Raw genomic sequence first — 20804 nt, forward strand, 5'->3', positions numbered from 1 at the left:
CGTCCCTGTATTTAGACGATTCAATCCGGGGTGGATAGAGTGGGCGTGACGAGGATCTACGGCCGCGACCGGGGGACGATGGCAACGCCCAGCATCAAAGAGGTCGCGCATCGCGCGGGTGTGTCGGTCGGGACGGTCAGCAACGTACTGAATCGGCCGTGGATCGTGGCTCCCGCGACGAGGCAGCGCGTGCAGGACAGCATCCGCGCGCTGGGGTTCGTGCGTAACGAGGCCGCCCGCCACCTGCGCGCCGGCAAGAGCCGGACCGTGGGCCTGGTCGTGCTCGACGTGGCGAACCCGTTCTTCACCGACCTCGCCGAGGGCGCCGAAGCGCTCGCCTACGAGCACGACACCGTGGTGATGCTCTGCAACAGCAAGACCGATCCGGTCCGCGAAGGCCACCACCTCGACCAGCTCGAGCAGCAGCGCGTGATGGGGATCCTGATCACCCCGTTCGACAGCAATGATCCACGGCTGACGGCGTTGGTCTCGCGCGGTACGCCGGTCGTCCTCGTGGACCGCGCCGCGGATCGCGGGTTCTGCTCGGTGTCGGTCGACGACCAGCTCGGCGGACGGCTCGCCGGGAATCACCTGATCGAGTCCGGGCATCGCCGGATCGCCTTTATCGGTGGGCCCTTCACCATGCAGCAGGTGTCCGACCGGATGGCCGGGTTCGCGGCGACGGTCGAGCGGGCCGGCGACGTCGAGTTGCAGCGGTACGAGGTCGGTGTGATGGGCGTCGTGGAGGGCCGCGCGATCGGCGAGAAGATCGCGGCACTGCCACCACGGTCCCGGCCGACCGCCGCCTTCCTGGCCAACGATCTGCTCGCGCTCGGCTTCCTGCAGGCGATGTCGGTCGCCGGTCTGCAGGTTCCCCGCGAGATGGCGATCGTCGGGTACGACGACATCGACTTCGCCCGGGCGGCCGCCGTACCGCTGTCGTCGGTGCGGCAACCGGCGGAGATGCTCGGGCGGTCCGCGATGGAGTTGCTGCAGGAAGAGGTCGAGGCGGCCGAGCAGCACCGGCACCGGCAGGTGATCTTCCAACCCGACCTGATCGTCCGCGAATCCAGCGACCACACCCGGCGCCGCGTATGAGCGACCAGGTGCTGTACGAGAACCCGCTCGCGTCGGCGGCGGATCTCGACGGCTTCCGGCTCGAGGGCGATGGCGCCGTCTCGTTCCCGCTCGGCCGGCTGCGGCTGGAGAGCACGCGACCACCCGAGGACGGACAGGACGCCAACGTCGTGCTGTGGTGTCCCGAGGACTTCCCGCCGGACATCACCGTCGAGTGGGACTTCTGGCCGATCCGCGAGCCCGGCCTCTGCATCCTGTTCTTCCACGCGAAGGGCCGCCAGGGCGAGGATCTCTTCGACCTCGCCCCGAGGACCGGCCCGTACGAGCAGTACCACCACGGCGACCTGGACACGTACCACGTCTCGTACTTCCGGCGCCGCTGGCCGGCCGAGCGCGCGTTCCACACGTGCAACCTGCGCAAGAGCTACGGCTTCCACCTCGTCGCGCAGGGCGCGGACCCGATCCCCGGCGTCCTGGACGCCCAAGGTCCTTACAAACTGAGGCTTTCGGTCCATCGCGGCGAGATCACCTTCGCGATCAACGACCTGATCAGTTTCCAGTGGTACGACGACCAGCCGCTGGCCGGCGGCCGGCTCGGCTTCCGCCAGATGGCGCCGCTCGTCGGCGAGTACGCGAACCTGCGGATTTCCCGCTCCTGACTGCGCCTTCAAGCAGTCGGCAGGCCATCGCCTGACCGTTCTCTGACAAACGCTTTCCGAGCCGTTGACAATTGAGACGATTCAACCATATGGTCACATCACTTTTCGCCCGAATCACCTTCGCCACAAGGCAGGGATCCGCATGAATCACCCATGTGACAAGGCCTTCCGCCGGCCTGATGGCGGTCCATGATGAGCGCGACCGGTTGGTCGATCCGGCTGTACGAGGCCGCTGACGAGGTCGTCTGGGCGATCAAGTTGAACGCGCTGTGGATCGGCTTCACCCTGGTCGGCGGTGTCGCGCTGGGTATCGGCCCGGCGACGCTCGCAGCATATTCACTGGCCAGACGCAGGTCGTCCGGTGAATCGTTTCATGCATTGCCTGCCTTCCGTACGGCGTTCCGCCGCGAGTTCCGCCGCGGCTGCCTCGTCGTGCTCCCGTTGGTCGTGGCCGCGGTGCTCCTGATCGGCAACTACCTGTACTTCGCGTCGCTCGGGACCAAGGCGTCACTCCCCCGGCTGGCCAGCCTCGTAGCCCTGGTCGCGCTCGGTGTGATCGCCGCCTACCTGCTCCCGATGGCCGTGCACTACGACCTCAAGGTCCGCGAGTTGTTGCCCAAGGCATCGTTGGTCGCGCTCGCGCGGCCGGCCTCGTCCCTGCTTCTGCTGTTCGTCGCGGTGTCCATCGCCTACGTCTCCGGCCGGTTCCCCGTCCTCGGGATCGTGCTGGCCGGCGGCGGCTGGATCCAGCTCAACACCTGGCTCTGCCTGCGCTTCTTCGCCGAGAACGAGGCGCGCCTGCACCTGAAAGGGAACTCATGACCATCTTCTCCCGACGGCGTCTCGCCGCGGCCCTGACAACAGCACTGACAACGGCCTTGCTCGCCTCGGCCTGTTCCGGCGGTGGCGACGACAAAGGAAGCCAGGCCAGTGACGAGTTGACGGTGATGGCGCCGCTGTTCGGCACCGCACCCGATCCCAGCGGCGAGCTGCAGCAGGCGGTCGAGAAGCAGATCGGCAAGAAGCTCAAGATCACCTGGGTGCCGAATGCCGAGTACGGCGACAAGTCCAACGTCACGCTGGCCTCGGACAAGATCCCGGACGTGATGGTGGCGAACGAGAAGAGCCCGTCGTTCGTGAAGGCGGCCGATGCGGGCGCGTTCTGGGACCTGACCGGCAAGCTGGACAAGTACCCGAACCTCAAGCCGGTCGACGCTCAGACCGCCAAGAACTCGATGACCAACGGCAAGACGTACGGCATCTACCGGATCCGGCCGCTGCTGCGTTCGGGCATCGTGATCCGCAAGGACTGGATGGCCAAGCTCGGCCTGAAGGACCCGGAAACCGTCGACGACCTCTACGCGATCGCGAAGGCGTTCACCGAGCGGGACCCGGACGGCAACGGCAAGAAGGACACCTACGGCCTGATCATCCCGAAGTGGCCCGGCAACTACGCCAGCGCCAGCCCGTACGACGTGGTCGAGACGTGGTTCGGCGCCCCGAACGGCTGGGGTGAGCGCGACGGCAAACTCGTGCCGGGCTTCGACACCCCGGAGTTCCTGGCCGCGAACCGCTGGCTGCGCAAGTGGGTCACCGAAGGTCTGGTCAACAAGGACTTCGCCACCCTGGACAGTGCGAACTGGAACGACCCGTTCGTGCAGGGCAAGGGCGGCATGATCATCGACGTCAACGTCCGGGCCACCCAGCTGCTCGACCTGTTCAAGGAGAAGAACCCGAAGGACTTCGACAAGGTCACGCTGATCGGCAACCTGAAGCGCTCCGACGGCCAGAAGTTCTCCTATCCGTTCACCGGCTACAACATGGTGATGGCGATCTCCAAGCAGCACATCCGGACCGAGGAGCAGCTCGACCAGGTGCTGCAGACGCTGGACAAGCTCGAGTCCAAGGAGGGCTCGATCCTGCTCGCGAACGGCATCGAGGGCCGCAACTTCAAGGCCGACGGGAAGTACGCCGTACCGATCAACCAGGACGACCCGAAGGTCAAGGCGATCCAGAACGACGTCGACAAGGCCTTCATCCAGCTCGGGACCCGAGCCGCCGTCGGTGTCAGCGCCTACCAGCCGCGGCCGAGCGACGCGGCCAGCCGGGAGATGCGGGAGCGCTTCGACATCCTGATGAACGAGGACCTCAAGACCGCGGTGTTCAACCCGGCCCTGAGCGTGATCGCGCCGACCTCCGTGTCCAAGGGCCAGACGCTGGACACGATCGTCCCGGACGCCCGGATCAAGTACCTGTCCGGTGCGATCACCGAGGACCAACTGAAGGCGCAGATCAAGCGCTGGTACGACAGCGGTGGCACGCAGATCGCCCAGGAGGTCAACGACCTGGCCGCCAAGGCCGGCGGCTGACAGATGGCCACCGATCTGGTCCCGAGCCAGGTGGTGCCGCCGTCGGCGGCGGCCACCCCGGAGGCGCCGCGCCGCAAGCGGCGCCCCCGGCCGGTACCGCTGTGGCGGGACCTGCTGCGCTACCGCTGGCTCTACCTGTTGCTGCTGCCCGGTCTGGTGTACTTCGTCGTCTTCAAGTACCTGCCGATGTACGGCCTGACCATCGCGTTCAAGGACTACGTGCCGTTCCTCGGGTACTCCGGCAGTGAGTGGGTCGGCCTCAAGCACTTCCAGGAGTTGTTCACCGGACCGGACTTCGGCCGGTTGATGTTCAACACTCTGCTGCTCGCATTGTTGACAATAGTCTTCGTCTTCCCGGCGCCGATCGTTGTCGCGCTGATGCTGAACGAGCTGCGGGTCCGCGTGCTGAAGCGATCTGTGCAGTCGCTGATCTACATTCCGCACTTCCTGTCCTGGACGATCGTCGCGTCGCTGACCTACCTGCTGTTCTCCGTGGACTTCGGCGTGATCGCGAACTGGATCCACGGCCTCACCGGCGGTGAGAAGACCGACTACGTCGCGCAGGCCGACTGGTTCCGCCCGCTGATCGTGCTGCAACTGCTGTGGAAGCAGACCGGCTGGGGCACGATCATCTACCTGGCCGCGCTGGCCGGAGTCGACTCACAGCTGTACGAGGCGGCAAGGGTGGATGGTGCCGGGCGCTGGCGGCAGTTCTGGCACATCACGCTGCCGGCGATCCGGCCGACGATCGTGGTGATGGCGATCCTGACGTCCGGTCACCTGATGGACTCCGGGTTCGAGCAGATCTGGCTGATGACCACGTCGCTGAACCGCGATGTCGCCGACGTCTTCGACACGTTCGTGTACTACATCGGCATCACCCAGGGTTCGTTCAGCTACGCGACTGCCGTCGGCCTCTTCAAGGGTGTGGTCGGGGTTGTCCTGATCTTCGGCTCCAACCTGCTGGCCAAGCGGCTGGGCCAGCGTGGGCTGTTCTGAGGAGACGACATGAAACAACGGGTCCGGTACTACGACTCGGCCGGCAGCCGGGTGTTCGACGTACTGAATGTCGTATTGCTGACCGGTCTGGCAATCGTCACGGTTCTGCCGCTGCTGTACGTCCTGGCGGGGTCGTTCGCGACCGAGTCCGAGATCAGCTCGCGGCCGTTCTTCCTGTGGCCGCACCGGTTCGTCACCGACACGTACCACTACATCTTCTCCACTGACACCTTCGTCCGCGCCTTGCTGACCACGATCGCCGTGACCGCGGTCGGCACGGTGATCCAGCTGGCGCTCACGTTGACCATGGCCTATCCGCTGGCCAAGCGATTCCTGCCCGGCCGCGCACTGGTGCTGAACCTGGTGATCTTCACGCTGGTGTTCAGCGGCGGCATGATCCCGACGTACCTGGTGGTGCGTGATCTCGGCCTGCTGGACAGCTACTGGGCGCTGATCCTGCCGCTGGCGATCAACCCGTTCTACCTGATCGTGGTGAAGAGCTTCTTCCAGGAGTTGCCCGAGGCGCTGGAGGAAGCAGCCCGGATCGACGGGTGCAACGAGCTGAACGTGTTCCTGCGGATCGTGCTGCCGCTGTCGAAGCCGATCATCGCGACGTTCTCGCTGTTCTACGCGGTCGGCATCTGGAACGACTACATGTCGCCCTTGCTCTACATCGACGACAGCAGGAAGTGGACGCTGCAGATGATCGTCCGCCAGTTGACCGCGGCGAACGCGGACTCGGCGAACGTGCTGCAGCAACTGGAGACCGTCACGTTCCCGGAACAGGGCCTGAAGTTCGCGGTCGTGGTGGTCGCGACGCTGCCGATCCTGTTCTTCTACCCGTTCCTGCAGAAGCACTTCGCCAAAGGCGTCCTGATCGGATCGGTGAAAGAATGACAACACTGCAATGGCTGGAAACGCCTTGCCGGCAAGGCGTTGCCTGGGGTGTCCCGTGGCCGCGCGGCACCGTTGCCGAGGGCACACACTTTGCCCTGGCCGACGGTACGCCGGTGCAGAGCTGGACCACCGCGACCTGGCCCGACGGCTCGGTCAAGTGGTCGGCCCACGCGATCGGGCCATCCGAGCACCCGGAGTCGTCGTACGAGCTCGTGCCCGGTCAGGAGCCGACAGCCCCAGGTACGCCGGTCCAGGTCGAGCAGACTGCGGATGGCGTACGGGTGACGACCGGCGAAGTCACGTGGATGCTCACCAAACCGCACCTGATCGCGTCGATTGTCGACAACGACCAAGAGGTCGTGCGCGACGTACGGCTGGTCAGCCTGCGACAGGACGCGCCGGACGAGGACCTGGGCCGCACCCGGGAGCAGACCACCGCGAGCGTCGACCGCATCACCGTCGAACAGGACGGTCCGGTGCGAGCCGTGGTCAAGCTGGACGGCAAGCATGGCGACTGGCTGCCGTTCTCGGTCCGCCTCTACTTCTACGCCGGTGCGACCGACGTACGCATCGTGCACAGCTTCATCTGGGACGGCGAGCCGGACCGGGACTTCCTGGCCGGGCTGGGTCTCAGCGCGGACGTCGTGATGCGCGACGAGCCGCACAACCGGCACATCCGCCTGGCCGGCCCATCCGGCTTCCTCACCGAGGCAGTCCGCGGCCTCACCGGTCTACGCCGCGATCCAGGTGAAGAGGTACGACGTGCACAGGTCGCCGGGCACGCGATCGAGGACATCCCGAACCCCGAGGTGTCAGACCGACTGCACCTGATCCCACAGTGGAACGACTACACGCTCGACCAGAGCAGCGCCGACGGCTTCACCCTGCGCAAGCGCACCGGATCGGAGCACGCCTGGGTCACGATCCCGGCCGGCACCAGGTCGCCCGGCTACGGGTACGTCGGTGGTGTCAGCGGCGGACTCGGATTCGGCCTGCGCGATTTCTGGAAGCTGCACCCGACCCGCCTGGACATCCGCAACGCCGCCACGGACGTCGCCACCGCCACGGTGTGGATGTGGTCGCCCAGCGCGCCCGCGATGGACGTGCGCTACTGGCACGACGGCATGGACCAAGACAGCTACGCCGAGCAGCTCGAAGGCCTCGAGATCACCTACGAGGACTACGAACCAGGCTTCGGCAACGCGCACGGCGTCGCCAGGACCCACGAGCTGACGCTGCGAGTGCATGACACCACTCCGTCGGCCGACGACCTCGCCGAGCACGTTGCGCTGCTCAACTCCCCCGGTCTGCTCGCGGCGGCGCCGGCACGGTTCCTGGAGGCAGGTGTCTTCGGCAGCTGGAGTCTGCCGACCGCCGACGACCAGGACATCGAGGCGCGGCTGAACTTCCTGTTCCAGTACTACGTCGGTCAGCGAGAGCAACGGCGCTGGTACGGGTTCTGGGACTACGGCGACGTCATGCACACCTACGACTGGGACCGGCACACCTGGCGGTACGACGTCGGCGGCTATGCGTGGGACAACTCGGAGCTGTCGCCGGATCTCTGGCTCTGGTATCAGTACCTGCGGACCGGCCGGGCGGACGTATTCCGGTTCGCGGAGGCGATGACCCGGCACACCGGTGAGGTCGATGTCTACCACCTCGGCCGGTGGAAGGGCCTCGGCTCACGGCACAACGTGCAGCACTGGGGCTGCAGCTGCAAGCAGGTCCGCATCTCCAGCGCGCTCTACCGGCGCTTCTACTACTACCTGACCGCGGACGAGCGGACCGGTGACCTGATGGACGAGCTGGCGGCGGTCGAGGAGACCCTCCTCGTCGTCGATCCCCAGCGCAAGGTGCGGCCCGACGTCTACTCCCCCGACCCGCATGCGCTCTCGGTCGAGCTGGGTGTGGACTGGGGTGCACTCGCTGCGGCTTGGCTCACGCGGTGGGAACGGCATGGCGACGAGCGGGCCCGTGCACGGCTGGTCGGAACGATGGCCGACATCGCAGCAATGCACTACGGCTTCCTCACCGGCAACGGGCGGCTGGATCTGTCCACCGGGCGCTTCGACACCAGCCGACGCGGTGTCGCGGTCTCGCACCTGTCCTCGCTCTTCGGGCTCCCCGAGATCTGTTCGGAGCTCATCGACCTGGACCTCGACGTACCCGGGTTCGAGAAGGCGTGGCTGGACTACTGCCGGCTCTACCTGGCGACACCGGAGCAGCAGACCGCGGAGGTCGGCCACCCACTGCAGAGCATCGCATTAGTCCAGGCACACAGCCGACTCGCCGCGTACGCCGCCGCCCGCACCGGCGACGCGGAGCTGGCCCGGCTGGCCTGGCGCAAGTTCTTCGTCGGCGACGGCGACACGCTCCACCGCAGCGCGCTGCAACGCGAAAACGACTGGAAGTCGACTCAAGTCGACGGTGCGTTGATGCCCGTCGAGGAGGCCGCCTTCGTCAGCACCAACAGCGCCTCGCAGTACGCACTCGCAGCGATCCAGAACCTGTCCCTGATCCCCGAACACCGAAACATCCCTGAACACCGAAACGACAGAGGTGGAAAGGCATGGAGGTCTCCCGACGTACAGTCCTAGCAGGCATGGCCGCAGTCCCCGCGGCGTCCCTGCTCGACACCCGCTCCACGGCGGTGGCCGACGTACCAGAAGTGAAGCTCAGCTGGCTGGAGGGCAAGCCGACCACGGCTGCCGTCACGACCTGGGGTACGCCGTGGCCGAAGGGCGCCGTACCTGCGGACCAGTCGTTCGCGCTCAAGGCCGCCGACGGCAGCGCCGTACCCCTGCAGAGCTGGCCGACTGCCTACTGGCCTGACGGCTCGCTGAAGTGGAGCGCGCACGCCATCGCAGTCGACGCACCGGCCGAGTCGTACACCCTCGGCCCAGGCACGGCGGCCGCACCGCAGATACCGGTCACGGTCAAGAACGAGAAGACGTACGTCGATGTCGACACCGGGGTGATCAAGACCCGGATTCGCAAGAGCGGCCCGGAGCTGATCAGTCACATCTGGCGTGGTGACGTGCTGATCGCGCGCAAGGGTCAGCTCGTCAACCTGAAGCAGGACAAGATCGCCGAGGACGAGGAAGGCGGCAGCGTCCGGGAACGCTACGAGAGCGACATCACGCGCGTCACGGTCGAGCAGTCCGGCCCGGTCCGCGCGGTGGTCCGGATCGAGGGCCGGCACAAGTCGAGGAAGGGCAAGACCTGGCTGCCGTTCTCGGTCCGGCTGTACTTCGTGGCCGGCGCCGAGAACGTCCGGATGGTGCACACGTTCGTGTACGACCGCGACGGGCAGAAGGACTACATCGCGGGCCTCGGGGTGCGTTTCCGGGTGCCGATGCGCGATGCGGCGTACGACCGGCACGTGCGATTCGTCGGTGAGGGTCATGGCATGGTCTCGGAGGCGGTGAAGGGGATCACCGGGTTGCGGCGTGACCCGGGTGCGACCGTCCGCGCGGCGCAGATCGCCGGGACCAAGCTGCCCGATCCGGCCACCTGGGACCAGCGGGTGACGACGCGGCTGAAGTGGATCCCCGAGTGGGGTGACTACACGCTGAGCCAGCTGAACGCCGATGGCTTCACGGTGAAGAAGCGGACCAAGCAGGGGTACGGCTGGGTCTCGGTCGATCAAGGTGGGCGCGCGTCGGGACTCGGGTACGTCGGCGGCGTGAGCGGCGGGTTCGCCTTCGGTCTCAGGGATTTCTGGCAGCGCCACCCCACGCAACTGGACATCCGGGGCGCGTTCACCGAGGAGGCCGAGGTCACGGTGTGGCTGTGGTCGCCGGACGCCGGCGCGATGGACACGCGGTTCTACCACGACGGCATGGGCGAGGACACGTACCCGGAGCAGTTGGACGCCCTCGAGATCACCTACGAGGACTACGAGCCCACGTTCGGTACGCCGTACGGGATCGCGCGCACCTCCGAGCTCACCTTCTGGGCGCTCGCGGCGACTCCTTCGGCTGCCCGGCTCGGTGACCTGGCCGATCAGGTGCGGACTCCCCCTCAGCTGATCAATCCGGTGGACCAGCTCATCGGTACGCGCGTCTTCGGCGGGCTCGTCTCGCCGGTCGACCGGTCGGTGCCGGCGAAGAAGGCCATCGAGGACCACCTGGACTTCCTGTTCGACTTCTATCGCGGCCAGGTCGAGTCCCGGCACTGGTACGGGTTCTGGGACTACGGCGACATCATGCACACGTTCGACGAGGACCGGCTGGTCTGGCGGTACGACGTCGGCGGGTACGCGTGGGACAACTCGGAGCTGTCACCGGATCTGTGGCTCTGGTACTCGTTCCTGCGCTCGGGACGGGCCGACATCTTCCGGTTCGCCGAGGCGATGACCCGCCATACCGGCGAGGTCGACGTGTACCACCTCGGGCAGTGGGCCGGTCTGGGTACGCGACACGGCGTACAGCACTGGGCGGACAGCGCGAAGCAGCAGCGCATCAGTACGGCGATCTACCGGCGGTTCTACTACTACCTCACGGCCGACGAGCGCACTGGTGACCTGCTGTCCGAGCTGGTCGACTCCGACCAGACGTTCCTGGTGCTGGATCCGCTGCGGAAGATCAGGACCGAGCCGTACGAGCCCGACCCGCATGCTCTCGCGATCGGTCTCGGCACGGACTGGAGTGGCCTGGCTGCCGCCTGGCTCACCGAGTGGGAGCGGCAGGGACCGAAGGCGGACGTTGCCCACAGCAAGCTTCTCGGCACGATGGAGACGATCGGTGCGATGCCGAACGGCTTCGTCACCGGTGGCGGTCTGTACGATCTGGACACCGGACGGTTCGCGCCGGTCACCGAGAAGACGGTCAGTGTGTCGCACCTCAGCGCGATGTTCGGCCAGGTGGAGATCTGCGCCGAGATCCTCGACCTGGTGGACCTGCCGGCGTTCGAGGCGGCCTGGCTGCAGTACTGCCGCCTCTTCAACGCCACCCGGGACGAGCAGACGGCGGAGTGCGGTGCGTACTTCGGCAACCTGATCCTCCGCCAGGGCCACTCCCGGCTCACCGCGTACGCCGCCGTACGCCTGGATCGGGACGACCTGGCCGCACGGGCGTGGAAGGAGTTCTACACCGGCGACGGCTACGGCCCGAACCTCCCATGGGCCTCCGAAGAGGTGAAGTCGACGCTCAACCCGACGCAGGCCGCCAAGTGGGTCTCGACCAACACCACAGCCCTCTACGGCCTGGCCGCCATCCAGACGCTCGCGCTGGTCGGCGACCAGATCGTCAACCCGTAAAAGCTGGAGGGCGCGGGACCTCCCGCGCCCTCAGTCAGCCGTGGTCAGCTTTGGGTCAGCCGACCTCGGCCATGATCTCGTCGGAGACGTCGAAGTTCGCGTAGACGTTCTGGACGTCGTCGCTGTCCTCGAGCGCGTCGATCAGGCGGAAGATCTTGGCGGCGCCGTCGGCGTCCAGCTCGACCGTCATCGACGGGACGAACTGGACATCGGCCGAGTCGTAGTCGATGCCGGCGTCCTGCAGCGCGGTCCGGGCCGCCACCATGTCGGTGGCCTCGGTGACGACCTCCCAGGACTCGCCGAGATCGTTCACCTCCTCGGCACCGGCCTCGAGCACGGCCTCCATCACGTCGTCCTCGGACAGCGACTTCCCGTCCTGGTCCTTGGCCACGACGATGACACCCTTGCGGTTGAACATGTAGGCGACCGAGTTCGGGTCGGCCAGCGAGCCGCCGTTCCGCGTCATCGCCGTACGGACATCCGCCGCCGCGCGGTTGCGGTTGTCGGTGAGGCACTCGACCAGCATCGCCACGCCGTTCGGGCCGTAGCCCTCGTACATGATCGTCTGGTACTCCGCGCCGCCGGCCTCGGCGCCGGAACCACGCTTGACCGCGCGGTCGATGTTGTCGTTCGGGACCGAGGTCTTCTTTGCCTTCTGGATGGCGTCGTACAGGGTCGGGTTCCCGCCAGGGTCGCCACCGCCCATCCGGGCGGCCACCTCGATGTTCTTGATCAGCTTCGCGAAGAGCTTGCCGCGCCTCGCGTCGATGACGGCCTTCTTGTGCTTCGTGGTGGCCCACTTGGAGTGGCCTGACATGGCGAACCCAACCCTTCTACTGCTGCTACCGACTCAGAGGCCGCGGACCAGCTCGGCGAAGTAGCCGTGCAGCCTGGCGTCCCCGGTCATCTCCGGATGGAACGACGTGGCCAGCAGCCGATCGTGGCGAACAGCGACGATCCTACCCGCGGCCGGGCCCGAGCTCACCGTCGACAGTACCTCGACGTCCCGTCCGACCCGCTCCACCCACGGTGCCCGGATGAACACGGCGTGGTACGGCGTGTCGAACGCGGCGAAGGTCAGGTCCGCCTCGAACGAGTCCACCTGCCGCCCGAACGCGTTCCGGCGTACCGTCACGTCCAGTCCGCCGAGCGTCTCCTGACCGTCGATCCCGCCAGTGATCTCGTTGGCCAGCATGATCATCCCGGCGCAGGTGCCGAAGACCGGCATCCCGTCGGCGATCCGCTTCTGCAGCGGCTCGAACAGCTCGAACGCGCGGGCCAGCTTGTCCATCGTGGTCGACTCGCCGCCCGGCAGAACCAGCGCGTCCACCTGCTCCAGCTCGGACGGGCGCCGTACCGGCCGCGCCTCGACGCCCACCTGGGTCAGCATCGCCAGGTGCTCCCGCACATTTCCCTGCAACGCGAACACACCGATCACGGTCATAGCGTCACCCTTCGCTTCCAGTCGAGCGTGACCTCGATGCGGCCCTCGTCGAACGTGGCGGGGAGGTCGTACTCGTGCAGCAGCGCGAGGACGTCCTCCAGGAGCGGCTCGCCAGGGGCGACGTTCGCGGTGTCGGGGTGCCAGAGCTTCAGCTCGAGCATGCCGAAGTCGACCGCATGCCAGACGTCGGTGTCGGTGAAGAACACCAGCCCGTTGGGATCCGCGGCGGCCTCGAGTGCCCGCCGGGCGGCGTGGTGGTCCGAGGTGTACCGGACCACCACGAGTCCCAGCTTCTCGAGCTCGGAGAGTACGGCGTCCAGCCGGTCAGGATCCGTCGCCGACGGCCACTCGGCCGACTCGACGTTCAGATCCATCACGGCCTCGCCGATCAGCAGCGGCACCAGAGCGGCCGCGTCCATCGACGGCGCGTCCTCCTGGACCGCCTCTGTCAACGCAGCCGTGATCACCGCGTGGTCGGCGTACCCGGACCGCACCAGGACACGGGCGAGACCGCGCAGCTCCCGCGCGGTCCGCTCGTCCACAGACTGCAGGCTGTTGGTCACCAGCCGCGCTCGGCGAGCCGGTGCGGCTGCGGGATCTCGTCGACGTTGATCCCGACCATGGCCTCGCCCAGGCCGCGGGAGACCTTGGCGATCACGTCGGGGTCGTCGTAGAAGGTGGTGGCCTTCACGATCGCCTCGGCGCGCTGGGCCGGGTTGCCGGACTTGAAGATGCCGGAGCCGACGAACACGCCCTCGGCGCCGAGCTGCATCATCATCGCGGCGTCGGCCGGGGTGGCGATACCGCCGGCGGTGAACAGCACCACCGGGAGCTTGCCGGCCTGCGCGACCTCCTTGACCAGCTCGTACGGCGCCTGCAGCTCCTTGGCGGCGACGTACAGCTCGTCCTCCGGGAGGCCCTGCAGCTTGCGGAGCTCCTGCCGGATCTGACGCATGTGGGTGGTCGCGTTGGACACGTCACCGGTGCCGGCCTCGCCCTTGGAGCGGATCATCGCCGCACCCTCGGTGATCCGGCGCAGCGCCTCGCCCAGGTTGGTCGCACCGCAGACGAACGGCACGGTGAACTGCCACTTGTCGATGTGGTTGGCGTAGTCGGCCGGGGTGAGCACCTCGGACTCGTCGATGTAGTCCACACCGAGGCTCTGCAGCACCTGCGCCTCGACGAAGTGACCGATCCGGGCCTTGGCCATCACCGGGATCGAGACAGCGTTGATGATGCTGTCGATCATGTCCGGGTCACTCATCCGGGAGACGCCGCCCTGCGCGCGGATGTCGGCCGGGACCCGCTCCAGCGCCATCACCGCGACCGCACCGGCGTCCTCGGCGATCTTGGCCTGCTCGGCGGTGACGACGTCCATGATCACGCCGCCCTTGAGCATTTCGGCCATCCCGCGCTTGACCTTCGCGGTGCCAGTTTCAGGGCCGGTCTGGGGGGTCTGATTCTCGGTCACTGCATCCTCCTGCTCGTGGGCTCCTGCCTCCAGATTAGGGGGCAGCAGGCACCGATCCTCAGTCCACCTCGAATCAAGTGGACTGAGCCAGCGCCGCACCCAGACGGGCCACCACCAGCCGGAGTGTCGCGGGCGGCGCGGTGAACGGAATGCGGATGTGACGCCGGTCCGTGCCCTCTGGTGTGAAGAGGTCCCCGGCCCCCAGCAGCAGTCCGTGCTCCCTGGCCGCATCCAGCACCCGTCGTGCGCGTACTTCGGTCAGCTCGAGCCAGAGCGTCATACCTCCGGTCGGCGTGGGCCAGGCCACACCGTCGAGCGTCTTGAGACCGGCCTCCAACGCCATCAGGTTGGCCCTCAGCCGAGTACGGCGGCGGCCGATCACCTTGTCGAGCTTCTGGATGATCGCCTGGGCCAGAAGGTCGTCGAGAGCGCTGGGCGACGCCACACTGAGCTGTGCGGCTGTGTTGATGCGTCTGCGGAGCTGCTTGCCGGTCCGGACCCAGCCGACGCGGAGTCCACCCCACACCGTCTTCGAGAGCGAGCCGACACTCACAGTGCGCGGGTAGCGACTCAGTGGCTCGGCTTGTTCCCCAGTGGCCAGCCAGAGCGGTCGCATGGTCTCGTCGCTGATCAGTGCGGCGCCGTACCTGCGGGCGATCTCGATGATCGTCGTACGGCGATCTGCCGGGATGCTGAGGCCGGTTGGGTTGTGGTTGTCGGCCTGGAGATAGATGACCTTGGGGCGGTGCCTTCGGCAGAGGTGGGCGAGCTGGTCGGTGTCCCAGACACCTGCCGGCCAGCCGGCCACGTCGAGTCGGTGCTTGCGAAGCAGGTCGAAGGCAGCGGGGTACGTCGGTGTCTCGGTGATCGCCACGCCCGGTCCGAGGTCCAGTCCGGCCAGTGCAGCGTTCAGTCCGGCTGCTGCGCCCACGGTCAGCGTGAGCTGGTCCGGCTCGGTCGGCACGCCCTCGATCGTGAGCCGCTCTGCTAGAGCTTGGCGCAGTTCCAGCGACCCGCCCGGCGGCGGTCCGTCTCCGCCCATGGCGTGCGGTAGTGCGTCCTCGACGACCTGGGCTGCTACTTCCGCCACGTCGTGCGGCGCCGCTGTGGTCGCGAACCGGAGGTCGAGGACGGGCTCGTCGCCCGCCGTGACGGTCGAGGCCGGCGCGATCGGGTCCAGCAGGCGGTCCAGTGGTCGTACGTGGGTGCCGGAGCCGCGCTTGGTCTCCAGTACGCCGTCCGTGCGCAGTTGGTCCAGCGCCCGCACCACGGTCACCCGGCTCACACCGAGTCGATCGGCCAGCACGCGTTCCGAGGGGAGGCGCGAGCCGATGGACAGGTCGCCGCGCTCGATCCGGCGCAGGACCAGCGCCTCGACCTGCTCGGTCTTCGTCCCGTCCGCCGGGTCGAGATCCATCTCCCGCCACATAAGTCCAGTCTGACACCAGTGGCCTGACGGCGGTCGCTCCGGCCGCTGGCTGGCGGGTTGTTGTGCCGCTGACGCGTTGTTATCCGGCAGCGGTGACATAACCCGCCAGCGACCGCGGTGGTCGGGCGCCGGGCGCCGGTGGTCGGGTGCCGGTGGTCGGGCGCCGGGCGCGGATTGTCGGTGCGGGGTGTGAGGATTCGGGTATGGACGAGCGGTGGGCGATCGCGCCGGAGGAGGGTGGCGGGGCTGTGCTCGTCGCCTTGCATCCGGACGGGCAGCCTGCTGGTCCGGTGCTGCACGAGCCTTCGCTGGCCGGCGCGGTCGGTTCGCGTCCGCAGGTGTCTCGGTGGGTGTGGCGGTCTTCGGCCGAGATTTATCCACGGTTGCTGGCCGGCGGCGTACGGGTGGAGCGCTGCTACGACATCGAGAACAGCGAAGGGTTGTTGCTGGGGCATGCGGGCCGGTTGGGCGAGCCTCGTTCCGCGGCCGCGGCTTGGGGGCGCCTGAGTGGTGGGCCGGTCCCACCGGATCCGCCGCTGCGGGCCGTCGTACCGGGTGAGCAGTCGTCCTTGTTCGAGATCCAGGAGGAGCCGGTTGCCTTCGAGGCGCTCCTCCGGGTGTACGCCGATCAGCTCCGGCGGCATGGCGCCGCGGAGTACCCGGATCGGATGCGGTTGCTCACGGCATCGGAATCGTCGGGGATGCTGGTCGCCGCTGAGATGGACCGGGCGGGGTTGCCATGGAGCGCGGACGTTCACCGGGCCGTGCTGGCCGAACTGCTCGGGGATCGGTTCGGCGGGACGGGCGAGCCGCGGCGGCTGACCGAGCTCGCGGACGAGGTGTCGGCGGCGTTCGGGCGCCGGGTGCGGCCGGATCTGCCGGCGGATGTGCTGAAGGCCTTCAAACAGGCCGGGTACCAGCTGAAGTCGACGCGCCGATGGGAGCTGGAGACGATCGACCATCCGGCGGTGGTGCCGCTGGTCGAGTACAAGAAGCTCTATCGGATCTACACGGCGAACGGGTGGTCGTGGCTGCAGGACTGGGTGCACGACGGTCGTTTCCGGCCCGGGTTCGTGCCTGGCGGGACAGTCTCCGGGCGCTGGATCACCAATGGCGGTGGTGGTCTGCAGATCCCCAAGGTGATCCGTCGCGCGGTCGTCGCCGACCCCGGCTGGAGCCTCGTGGTCGCGGACGCGTCCCAGCTCGAGCCGCGCATCCTGGCCGCGATCTCCCGCGACCCGGCGCTGATGGAGGTCTCGAGCGATCCCGGTGACCTGTACAAGGCCGTCTCGGACCAGGCGTTCTCCGGTGACCGCGCGAAGGCGAAGCTCGCCGTACTCGGCGCGATCTACGGCCAGACGTCGGGCGACGGCCTGAAGAACCTGGCCATGCTGCGCAGACGCTTCCCGTTGGCAGTCGCGTACGTCGACGACGCCGCGCGCGCCGGCGAGGAAGGCCGCCTCGTCCGCACCTGGCTCGGCCGCACCTGCCCACCCGCGGGCGCACCGCTCGACGACGCGATGCTCGAAGGTCCACCCGCCGACGAGCCCCAGACCGACGCCCGCCACGCAAGAGCCCGCGGCCGCTTCACCCGCAACTTCGTCGTCCAGGGATCCGCCGCCGACTGGGCCCTCCTGATGCTCGCCGCCCTGCGCCAATCCTTGGCGGACCTCAAAGCCGAACTCGTCTTCTTCCAGCACGACGAGGTCATCGTCCACTGCCCCACCGAAGAGGCCCCCACCGTCGCCGAAGCCATCCAAACCGCCAGCAACCTAGCCGGCACCCTCACCTTCGGCCCCACCCCCACGAACTTCGCCTTCACCACCGCAACCGTCAAAACCTACGCCGACGCCAAGTGATCGGGCAGGCCATACAGGCTGAAGTTGGTGGTTTCGTAGGCGGTTATTTCGGCGATCAGGCCTTGCTCTACGCGGAAGATGTCCAGGCCGAAGGGGGTGTGGGTGGGGGCGCCGGGGGGTTTGAGGTAGGCGGCGAGGGTGGGTTGGCGGTTGACGGTGGTGGGGAGGAAGCGCCAGTGGCCGCGGTAGGTCGGGTCGAGGTTGGGGGCTAGGGAGCCACGCGCGGCGGCTAGGCCTTCGAACCAGAAGGGGTACGGCGGCATGGTGATGCGGACGTCCTCGTGCATCAGCGCGACCAGGGCGTCGGGATCGCCGGCTTCCCAGGCGGCGACGTACTTGCGGAGGAGGGCTTGTTCGTCGGCGGATGAGGGGGTGGCGGACCACTCGGAGCGGTGTGGGGGCAGGTGGTCGCGGAGGACCGGGCGGGCGCGTTGGAGGGCTGAGTTGACGGCCGCGACGGTCAGGTCGGTCGCGTCGGCGGTATCCCGAGCGGGCCAGCCGAGGACGTCGCGGAAGATGAGTACGGCGCGTTGCCGCGGTGGCAGCTGCTGGATCGCCACCAAGAACGCCAGCTCGATCGTCTCCCGGCGTACCACCTGGGCGTCCGGCTCCTCGGCGCGATCCAGCAGTACGTCGGGGAACGGCTGCAGCCACGGCAGATCCTCGCGAGGCGGCAACGCGGTGGCTGGGAACGACGCCGGTTCGAGCTGATGCGGGAGGACCCGCTGCGGACGCCGTACGTCGTCGATGCACGCGTTGGTCGCGATCCGGTAGAGCCAGGCGCGCAGCGAGGAGCGGCCCTCGAAGTCGTCGCGCCGGCGCCACGCCCGCAGGAACGTCTCCTGGACCATGTCCTCGGCCTCGTCGTACGAGCCGAGCATCCGGTAGCAGTGCACCCGCAGCTCATGGCGGTACTTCTCGACGTCGAAGTCGATGCTCACCTGCCGTCCTCCAGCTCGATCGTGCTCGGCATCGGCGCGTGCCCGGCCAGCCGGAACCAGCTCACCAGCCGCCGCCGGCGCAGATCGCGCGTCGACACCACGATGTCGTTGTGGAAGCGGCGTGCCAACTGGACCCGCCGCATCGCCAGGTTCAGCTCAGCGGTCCACGGCTCCACATCGGTGCCGGTGGCATGGATCGCGCGGGTCAGTGCCGACTCCCGTTGCTCGCGCTCCTCCGGCGACGCGGTCCGCGCGCGATGCGCCGCGTCGAGCAGCAACAGGGACGACGCGGGATCGAGGATCCCACTGCCGCCCAGCTCACCGACGAGCGCGGAACGCCGGGCGAGCTCCGTCTCCAGTGACGCGCGGGCGAGATCGACCCGGTGGTGCAGGCGATCCAGCCGCCCGGCCGTCCAGCTCGCGTAGGCGCCGAACAGTAGCAGCACCACGCCGATCGCGAGCAGCGCCCAGGACACCTTCACGAACCTATTCGATCACCCTTACGGAGCGCTGACGGACGAGGCGAATCCGGTAGGCACCGCTCCGGCCGCCACTAGCGTCGAGACCATGGCTGATATCGGTGTGATCGGCGGTTCCGGCTTCTACTCGTTCCTGACCGACGCGAAACCTGTCGAGGTCGACACCCCGTTCGGCGCGCCCAGCGAGCCGCCGGTCGTGGGTGATCTCGACGGTCGCGAGGTGGCGTTCATCCCCCGGCACGGCGCGGACCACCGCTTCCCACCGCATCGCGTCAACTATCGCGCCAACCTGTGGGCGCTGCGGTCGCTCGGCGTCCGCCAGGTCCTCGGGCCGTGCGCGGTCGGCTCGCTGAAACCCGAGCTCACGCCCGGGACCTTCGTTGTCCCCGATCAGTACGTCGACCGCACCTGGGGTCGCGCGCACACGGTGTACGACGAGACTCCGGTGGTCCACACGTCGGCCGCTGACCCGTACTGCCCGGTCGGCCGGGCCACGGTGATTGCTACCGGCAACGTCGTACCGGACGGCACGATGGTGGTGATCAACGGGCCGCGGTTCTCCACGCGCGCGGAGTCTCGGTGGCACGCCGCACAAGGGTGGTCGGTCGTCGGCATGACCGGCGTACCCGAGGCGTCCATCGCACGGGAACTCGCGCTCTGCTACACCTCGATCGCGGTCGTCACCGACCACGATGCGGGTGTAGAGACCGGCACCGGCGTCACGCAGGCCGAGGTCCTCCAGGCATTCGAGCACAGCATCGGGCGACTCAGGGGTCTCGTCACCGATGTCATCGGTCAGCTGCCGAAGCCGGATGCGGACTGCAGCTGCCGGCATGTGCTCGACGGTACGGCGGCGGACGACCTCTGGTGAGGATTCTGCTGACCGGCGGCGCGGGCTTCATCGGCCGGCACGTCCACACCCAGCTCATTGCCGAGGGCCACGAGGTCGTCGTTCTCGATTCCTTCCGCCCCGACGTCCACGCACACAAGCCCACGCCGCGACCCGGGCTGATCGTGGGCGACGTCCGCGATGCCGAGATCGTGCGTGGAGCGCTTCACGGCATCGACACCGTCGTCCACCTGGCCGCAAAGGTCGGTCTCGGTGTCGACCTCGACGACCTGGACGACTACGTCTCCAGCAACAGCCTCGGTACGGCGGTCCTCCTCCGCGGACTTGCACACGCGAAGATACGGCGCTTCGTCTACGCCAGCTCGATGGTCGTGTACGGCGAGGGCCGCTACGACTGCGACGTACACGGCCACGTCGCACCCGGCCCGCGCCGGACCGAGGATCTCGACGCCGGGCGGTTCGAGCCGCCCTGCCCACGGTGCGGCGCCCAGCTCCAGCCCGGTCTCGTCGAGGAGGACGCCGTACTCGATCCGCGGAACGCGTATGCGGCCAGCAAGCTCAACGGGGAACACCTGGCAGCCTCGTGGGCGCGCGAGACAGACGGCCGGGTGAGCGCTCTCCGGTTTCACAACGTCTACGGCCCCGGCATGCCACGGAACACGCCGTACGCCGGGGTCGCGGCGATCTTCCGGTCCGCGCTGGAGCGGGGCGAGGCGCCGACGATCTTCGAGGACGGCCGGCAACGCCGTGACTTCATCCACGTCCACGACATCGCCACCGCCGTGAGCGCCACCGCCGGAGCGCTCTCCGAGCGGTTCACCGCCTACAACGTCGGCAGCGGCACCGTCCACACGATCGGCGACGTAGCCGCCGAACTCGCCCGCGCCTACAACGGCCCGGCCCCAGTCACCACCGGCCAATACCGTTTAGGCGACGTCCGCCACATCACCGCCTCCTCAGACCGTCTCCGCCACAACCTCGGCTGGAAACCGACCTACGACCTGGCCACCGGCCTCGAGGACCTCCTCCGATCCCCTGGAGCAACCGGAGGACGTCGGGTCTAGGGC

At 67.9% G+C, this 20804-nt stretch carries 18 protein-coding genes; 11 read left to right on the forward strand and 7 right to left on the reverse strand.

Annotated features, from left to right (window positions below; genetic code table 11):
* Positions 1 to 45: 45 nt before the first annotated feature.
* From AB0I34_RS12765 to AB0I34_RS12800, 8 genes are all read left to right on the forward strand, one after another.
* Positions 46 to 1098, forward strand: coding sequence for a LacI family DNA-binding transcriptional regulator (locus AB0I34_RS12765; protein WP_360444019.1), 1053 nt, complete (start codon positions 46 to 48; stop codon positions 1096 to 1098).
* Positions 1095 to 1736 carry a DUF1961 family protein gene (locus AB0I34_RS12770; RefSeq protein ID WP_360444022.1) on the forward strand — a complete coding sequence of 214 codons (642 nt, stop codon included), beginning with the start codon at positions 1095 to 1097 and terminating at the stop codon, positions 1734 to 1736. The genes AB0I34_RS12765 and AB0I34_RS12770 overlap by 4 nt, the downstream gene beginning before the upstream one ends.
* Positions 1737 to 1928: 192 nt before the next feature.
* Positions 1929 to 2558: a DUF624 domain-containing protein gene (locus AB0I34_RS12775; RefSeq protein WP_360444025.1), complete on the forward strand. Its 630-nt coding sequence runs from the start codon at positions 1929 to 1931 to the stop codon at positions 2556 to 2558.
* On the forward strand, positions 2555 to 4105 hold the full coding sequence (locus AB0I34_RS12780) for an extracellular solute-binding protein (protein WP_360444028.1): 1551 nt from the start codon (positions 2555 to 2557) through the stop codon (positions 4103 to 4105). Before AB0I34_RS12775 ends, AB0I34_RS12780 begins: the two co-directional genes overlap by 4 nt.
* A gap of 3 nt (positions 4106 to 4108) precedes the next feature.
* Positions 4109 to 5104: an ABC transporter permease subunit gene (locus AB0I34_RS12785; protein WP_360444031.1), complete on the forward strand. Its 996-nt coding sequence runs from the start codon at positions 4109 to 4111 to the stop codon at positions 5102 to 5104.
* Between the two features lie 9 nt (positions 5105 to 5113).
* Positions 5114 to 6001 carry a carbohydrate ABC transporter permease gene (locus tag AB0I34_RS12790; protein ID WP_360444033.1) on the forward strand — a complete coding sequence of 296 codons (888 nt, stop codon included), beginning with the start codon at positions 5114 to 5116 and terminating at the stop codon, positions 5999 to 6001.
* On the forward strand, positions 5998 to 8601 hold the full coding sequence (locus tag AB0I34_RS12795) for a Tat pathway signal sequence domain protein (RefSeq protein ID WP_360444036.1): 2604 nt from the start codon (positions 5998 to 6000) through the stop codon (positions 8599 to 8601). Before AB0I34_RS12790 ends, AB0I34_RS12795 begins: the two co-directional genes overlap by 4 nt.
* Positions 8602 to 8606: 5 nt before the next feature.
* Positions 8607 to 11264: a Tat pathway signal sequence domain protein gene (locus AB0I34_RS12800; protein WP_360444039.1), complete on the forward strand. Its 2658-nt coding sequence runs from the start codon at positions 8607 to 8609 to the stop codon at positions 11262 to 11264.
* Positions 11265 to 11319: 55 nt separating this feature from the next.
* Here the strand turns inward: AB0I34_RS12800 and AB0I34_RS12805 are convergent, their stop codons facing one another.
* The 5 genes from AB0I34_RS12805 to AB0I34_RS12825 form a co-directional block, all read right to left on the reverse strand.
* Positions 11320 to 12081 carry a YebC/PmpR family DNA-binding transcriptional regulator gene (locus tag AB0I34_RS12805; protein ID WP_360444042.1) on the reverse strand — a complete coding sequence of 254 codons (762 nt, stop codon included), beginning with the start codon at positions 12079 to 12081 and terminating at the stop codon, positions 11320 to 11322.
* Between the two features lie 33 nt (positions 12082 to 12114).
* Positions 12115 to 12708 (reverse strand): pyridoxal 5'-phosphate synthase glutaminase subunit PdxT, encoded by a 594-nt coding sequence (gene pdxT, locus AB0I34_RS12810; RefSeq protein WP_360444044.1) that lies wholly within the window; start codon positions 12706 to 12708, stop codon positions 12115 to 12117.
* Entirely contained in the window at positions 12705 to 13250 is a 546-nt protein-coding gene (locus AB0I34_RS12815; protein WP_360444047.1) for a hypothetical protein, read from the reverse strand. Before AB0I34_RS12815 ends, pdxT begins: the two co-directional genes overlap by 4 nt.
* A 17-nt stretch (positions 13251 to 13267) precedes the next feature.
* A complete protein-coding gene (pdxS, locus tag AB0I34_RS12820) occupies positions 13268 to 14179 on the reverse strand; it encodes a pyridoxal 5'-phosphate synthase lyase subunit PdxS (RefSeq protein WP_360444050.1) in 912 nt (303 codons plus the stop codon).
* Between the two features lie 73 nt (positions 14180 to 14252).
* On the reverse strand, positions 14253 to 15608 hold the full coding sequence (locus AB0I34_RS12825; RefSeq protein ID WP_360444052.1) for a PLP-dependent aminotransferase family protein: 1356 nt from the start codon (positions 15606 to 15608) through the stop codon (positions 14253 to 14255).
* A 203-nt stretch (positions 15609 to 15811) separates the two neighbouring features.
* Between AB0I34_RS12825 and AB0I34_RS12830 the strand changes: the two genes are divergently transcribed.
* Positions 15812 to 17467: a bifunctional 3'-5' exonuclease/DNA polymerase gene (locus AB0I34_RS12830; RefSeq protein WP_360444055.1), complete on the forward strand. Its 1656-nt coding sequence runs from the start codon at positions 15812 to 15814 to the stop codon at positions 17465 to 17467.
* Here AB0I34_RS12830 and AB0I34_RS12835 read toward each other — a convergent pair.
* Together AB0I34_RS12835 and AB0I34_RS12840 are read right to left on the reverse strand one after the other, a co-directional pair.
* Positions 17449 to 18408, reverse strand: a complete 960-nt coding sequence (locus tag AB0I34_RS12835; protein WP_360444058.1) for an RNA polymerase subunit sigma-70 — start codon at positions 18406 to 18408, stop codon at positions 17449 to 17451. The genes AB0I34_RS12830 and AB0I34_RS12835 overlap by 19 nt on opposite strands.
* On the reverse strand, positions 18405 to 18890 hold the full coding sequence (locus AB0I34_RS12840) for a hypothetical protein (RefSeq protein ID WP_360444061.1): 486 nt from the start codon (positions 18888 to 18890) through the stop codon (positions 18405 to 18407). The genes AB0I34_RS12835 and AB0I34_RS12840 overlap by 4 nt, the downstream gene beginning before the upstream one ends.
* 85 nt (positions 18891 to 18975) lie before the next feature.
* Here AB0I34_RS12840 and AB0I34_RS12845 point away from each other — a divergent pair, with 85 nt between their 5' ends.
* Positions 18976 to 19758, forward strand: coding sequence for an S-methyl-5'-thioadenosine phosphorylase (locus AB0I34_RS12845; RefSeq protein ID WP_360444064.1), 783 nt, complete (start codon positions 18976 to 18978; stop codon positions 19756 to 19758).
* The gene (locus tag AB0I34_RS12850; RefSeq protein ID WP_360444067.1) at positions 19755 to 20801 is read left to right on the forward strand and encodes an NAD-dependent epimerase/dehydratase family protein; all 1047 of its coding nucleotides are present in this window, start codon (positions 19755 to 19757) and stop codon (positions 20799 to 20801) included. Before AB0I34_RS12845 ends, AB0I34_RS12850 begins: the two co-directional genes overlap by 4 nt.
* Positions 20802 to 20804 lie beyond the last annotated feature (3 nt).

It is taken from the genome of Kribbella sp. NPDC050281, from assembly GCF_040655855.1.
GTDB lineage: Bacteria > Actinomycetota > Actinomycetes > Propionibacteriales > Kribbellaceae > Kribbella.

What these genes read in the sequence shown, in the direction of transcription:
- AB0I34_RS12770 (WP_360444022.1), top strand. Translation starts at nt 1,095, where the DNA reads ATGAGCGACCAGGTGCTGTACGAGAACCCGCTCGCGTCGGCGGCGGAT.
- AB0I34_RS12775 (WP_360444025.1), top strand. Translation starts at nt 1,929, where the DNA reads ATGAGCGCGACCGGTTGGTCGATCCGGCTGTACGAGGCCGCTGACGAG.
- AB0I34_RS12780 (WP_360444028.1), top strand. Translation starts at nt 2,555, where the DNA reads ATGACCATCTTCTCCCGACGGCGTCTCGCCGCGGCCCTGACAACAGCA.
- AB0I34_RS12785 (WP_360444031.1), top strand. Translation starts at nt 4,109, where the DNA reads ATGGCCACCGATCTGGTCCCGAGCCAGGTGGTGCCGCCGTCGGCGGCG.
- AB0I34_RS12790 (WP_360444033.1), top strand. Translation starts at nt 5,114, where the DNA reads ATGAAACAACGGGTCCGGTACTACGACTCGGCCGGCAGCCGGGTGTTC.
- AB0I34_RS12795 (WP_360444036.1), top strand. Translation starts at nt 5,998, where the DNA reads ATGACAACACTGCAATGGCTGGAAACGCCTTGCCGGCAAGGCGTTGCC.
- AB0I34_RS12800 (WP_360444039.1), top strand. Translation starts at nt 8,607, where the DNA reads ATGGCCGCAGTCCCCGCGGCGTCCCTGCTCGACACCCGCTCCACGGCG.
- AB0I34_RS12805 (WP_360444042.1), bottom strand. Translation starts at nt 12,081, where the DNA reads ATGTCAGGCCACTCCAAGTGGGCCACCACGAAGCACAAGAAGGCCGTC.
- pdxT (WP_360444044.1), bottom strand. Translation starts at nt 12,708, where the DNA reads ATGACCGTGATCGGTGTGTTCGCGTTGCAGGGAAATGTGCGGGAGCAC.
- AB0I34_RS12825 (WP_360444052.1), bottom strand. Translation starts at nt 15,608, where the DNA reads ATGTGGCGGGAGATGGATCTCGACCCGGCGGACGGGACGAAGACCGAG.
- AB0I34_RS12830 (WP_360444055.1), top strand. Translation starts at nt 15,812, where the DNA reads ATGGACGAGCGGTGGGCGATCGCGCCGGAGGAGGGTGGCGGGGCTGTG.
- AB0I34_RS12845 (WP_360444064.1), top strand. Translation starts at nt 18,976, where the DNA reads ATGGCTGATATCGGTGTGATCGGCGGTTCCGGCTTCTACTCGTTCCTG.